Consider the following 3,382-nt stretch of genomic DNA (forward strand, 5'->3'; position numbering starts at 1 on the left):
GTCTAAGGGTTCACCCCAAGCGGAAGAGTTGGGAGCACAGAATGCTCTGATGGCAGCGATTACTGCAGTTAGAGACCAAAACTATCAGGCTGAGTGTAATGCGATCGCATCTAGTCAAGACTTCAGTTATAGCCAATATCAAAAGATTAGCAAACGCCTAGTCAAAACACCATCGGAGCGTCGCTCACTACGGAAGTACGATTTAAAGCAGCGTTATGCCATCCCAGTCACACCAGAACTGGTACTCAAAGATGACCAAGGCTGGTATCAGCAGCTACGGCTCCATTATTTTCTTACCCTAGGTCGGCAACATCTGGCAGAACGGGATGCTAAGGTAGCGCGACTGTTAATTGAGCAAGGTCAAGGGAGTATCTTTCTACCGGACTTCAATCGTGCTGTGCTAGGAGCGATGATTGGTACTATGAAGGTTTTGGGGATACCAATCCTATTAGAAAATCTGGAACGAGAACTCAGAAATACTGATCAGGACTTGCAGCAGATGGCTGCGATCGCATTAGCAAACCGTTGTGCTATCAAAACCATCACAGGAATAGGACTAGCTAAGAAAGCAACTCCGATTGTTATTATCAGGCGCTTCTTGGATAAAATCGGCTATGGCTTACAGTGTATTCGTTATCAGAGCCAAGGGAAAAAGCGGTTCAGAGTTTATCAGCTAGTTAGTCCAGAAGATGGTCGCATGGAAGTGTTCCAGAAGTGGTTAGCTAGTGATGCTCTGAGGTTAGGCACTAGTGAAATTTGGCTGGATAATGATTTATCTGCTAGGTCCGGTAACACTCAGTTAGTGGATTCAGAAAACAGCAATTATGTTCAATTGTGTTTGAATGTTTAGTCTTAATGTTTAGTCTTAATATTTAGGATTAGTTGGAGTGTTGGGGGAGGCTATAACCCCCCACCCTCTAACATTTATCCTAAGAAAGTATCACTAGCTGATAGTGAACTTTGTACACAGAAGACCTTAGATCTTCTTCTCGATGTTAATCTTAAAACCAAGCTTATCCTCGATTGCTTTGAGCTCACTAATCGCTGGGAACATATTTTTGATATCGTTTTGCCAGAGAATCAAATCCCTTTCTCCTTCTGTCACTTCTGCTTCACCAAACAGCTCACCTAACCACTCAAATAGACCATCTATACTAATATCTTCCGGTGGAGTTAACCGATTCAATGTCCGCTGCCCAGGGGTTGCCAATGCCATCTTCAGCAAGTCGTAGAGCGTGCCTTCACGGGACAGAAATAAACACAAGAGCATCAATATCTGTATTTGCCGAATTTCATCCCTGTCACCACCTCTATCTTCTCTATATCCTTTAGGATTATGCTTGATCTTGACCATAGTGTCTTCGAGTAGTTTTTTTTAGTAATGTGTTCGAGTCTGCTTTATTGAACTTATCCAAACTTAGCTTTTTTACCATTACTAGTAAATTTTATCATTATAAATTTACTAGTAATGGTAAAGTTTTATGAAATAAGATTTAAGTTTACCAAAGAAGAGTATAACTCCTTTATCTATCGTTCCTAATCATACCATGTGTACAGCATCGGTATAATTATTTCCTTTAGCAAAAAATCACAGGAGCATTTCACAGAAAGCATTTTTTATGTAAGCATTCAGCTATCAGCTTTTGAATAAAACAAGTAAGCTGTCGCGCATTTAAACGTAAGCATTCAGCAGTCAGCGGTCAGCCGTGAACTTTTGGCTCACGCTACTTGAGATGCTTATTTTATTCACAAGCACCGATTGCGCTACGGGCACGCTGCGCGAACAGTAGCGTGGCACAGGCTTCTAACGTGGCACAGGCTTCGACCCTTTGACCTAACCCATAAGCTGAATGCTGATAGCTGAATGCTGATAGCTGATAGCTGACGGCTGAATACTTACATTTAAACTTCCTTTGATTAAATCAGAAAAAAAAACTGAAACTCTTTTACCTTCTGCCTTCTGCCTTCTGCCTTCTACCTTCTGCCTTGGTGTTGTAGAATTTAAATGCACAACAGCTTAACCATTGCTTTAATCTCTGTTACGTCAGCTGACGGCACCTCAAGTAGCGTGAGCTTTTAGCTGACGGCTGAACGCGCACGCGTGAGCTAAAAGCTCACGGCTGACGGCTGAATGCTTACTTTTTTCTGATAGTTGAGAACATAGTTTTTCCTGTATCAGTCTGCTGTCAATTTTAGATTAGGCTTCAGCAACTTATTCATCCATTTATCAGAAACGTTAAAGCCAAAACTCCACCGGTTCGCTTGGCTTCTATTAACAATACAATGCCAAAGCAACTTGTGTGGCTCACTTTCGATCTTGAAGAATCTTACCACTTTCGGCTTCTCCTCAAGGGTTACTAACTCCTTGGTTTCGGGATTCATGTAGCGGAAAAATGGTTTGCGATCCCCATTGAATTCACACCGATCAAAATCAACGAAATACATCCGCCAACCTGGCTGAGTTTCGTTCGTGTGCCACATCCGATAAGCATTCGGTGGATACCATAAGCTTCCTGAGAACCTAATTTCAGCTCCAAAGAAATCTTCCAGGAGTTCGATTAACTTTACTTTCGTCCTAAAATAATCATCGTAAAGGGAATGGTCAACATACCGATCCAGATTAATTAAGTGGAACTTACTCCAGGCATATTCAGGCTGGGATGAAGCAACACCTAGATCCACGTGGGATCGCAATGATTCGAGATACCGCTGTTGGAATTCTGGGGCAGCTGGGGAAACATCGGCAAATTGTAAATTTGCTTCCCAAAAACTCTTTTCATACAGCCCTAGATCCACCGGATCTGGCTTGATTTTGAGCTTCCCAACCTGCTCAGCAATTTCCTCAAACCCTGGAATCTCGGAAAAATTAAACTCGTAGTGATAAGCGTGGGGGAAACCCTGATCAGAAGCAGACTGAGCACAATCAATGGAAATCAGAGGTTTGTCATTCTTGGGAACATAAGACGCATTCGCTGCTGCTATGTCTTTATTGGTAAAACAATAACCGTGATTGGCACCAAGTTTAACCAGCTCTTCTTCCGTTGTGATTACCTTAACTTGCTGTCTCAATGCTTCTGTATTTTCAAGAGCTTCATAAAACTTACATACCGCTTCTTTTGACATAGCTTTTTCAACCAGTTAAACCAACAAAATTACAATCACAGCAATGATCACCCCAGAGTCTACCTTCACCAACACCACCTTTACCCTCAATCTAGGTCTATCGGCTTATGCTGATGGAGGCGGATCGAGCAGCAGAGGGGAAGGGACTCGCTCCGGATAGGCTAGCCGCAAAAAGTGCATTCCGATTCCAGCGATCCCAAGCATCAGATCGAGAAAGAGATCCTTAGTTGTAGAACCACAGAGCCACGTGCGAGCTTTC

General features: G+C 42.7%; 2 protein-coding genes and 1 pseudogene. 1 reads left to right on the forward strand and 2 read right to left on the reverse strand.

All coding sequences use genetic code 11. The annotated features are described in order from the left end of the window. Positions 1–850 (forward strand): annotated as a pseudogene (locus F6K38_RS37480) (plasmid replication protein, CyRepA1 family); the annotation flags it as partial. A 126-nt stretch (positions 851–976) separates the two neighbouring features. Here the strand turns inward: F6K38_RS37480 and F6K38_RS37485 are convergent. Together F6K38_RS37485 and F6K38_RS37490 are read right to left on the reverse strand one after the other, a co-directional pair. Further along, positions 977–1,354 (reverse strand): DurN family substrate-assisted peptide maturase, encoded by a 378-nt coding sequence (locus F6K38_RS37485; protein ID WP_287255657.1) that lies wholly within the window; start codon positions 1,352–1,354, stop codon positions 977–979. Between the two features lie 821 nt (positions 1,355–2,175). After that, positions 2,176–3,123, reverse strand: a complete 948-nt coding sequence (locus tag F6K38_RS37490; RefSeq protein ID WP_287360068.1) for a Nif11-like leader peptide family natural product precursor — start codon at positions 3,121–3,123, stop codon at positions 2,176–2,178. Positions 3,124–3,382 lie beyond the last annotated feature (259 nt).

Source organism: Moorena sp. SIO3B2 (assembly GCF_010692525.1).
GTDB lineage: Bacteria > Cyanobacteriota > Cyanobacteriia > Cyanobacteriales > Coleofasciculaceae > Moorena > Moorena producens.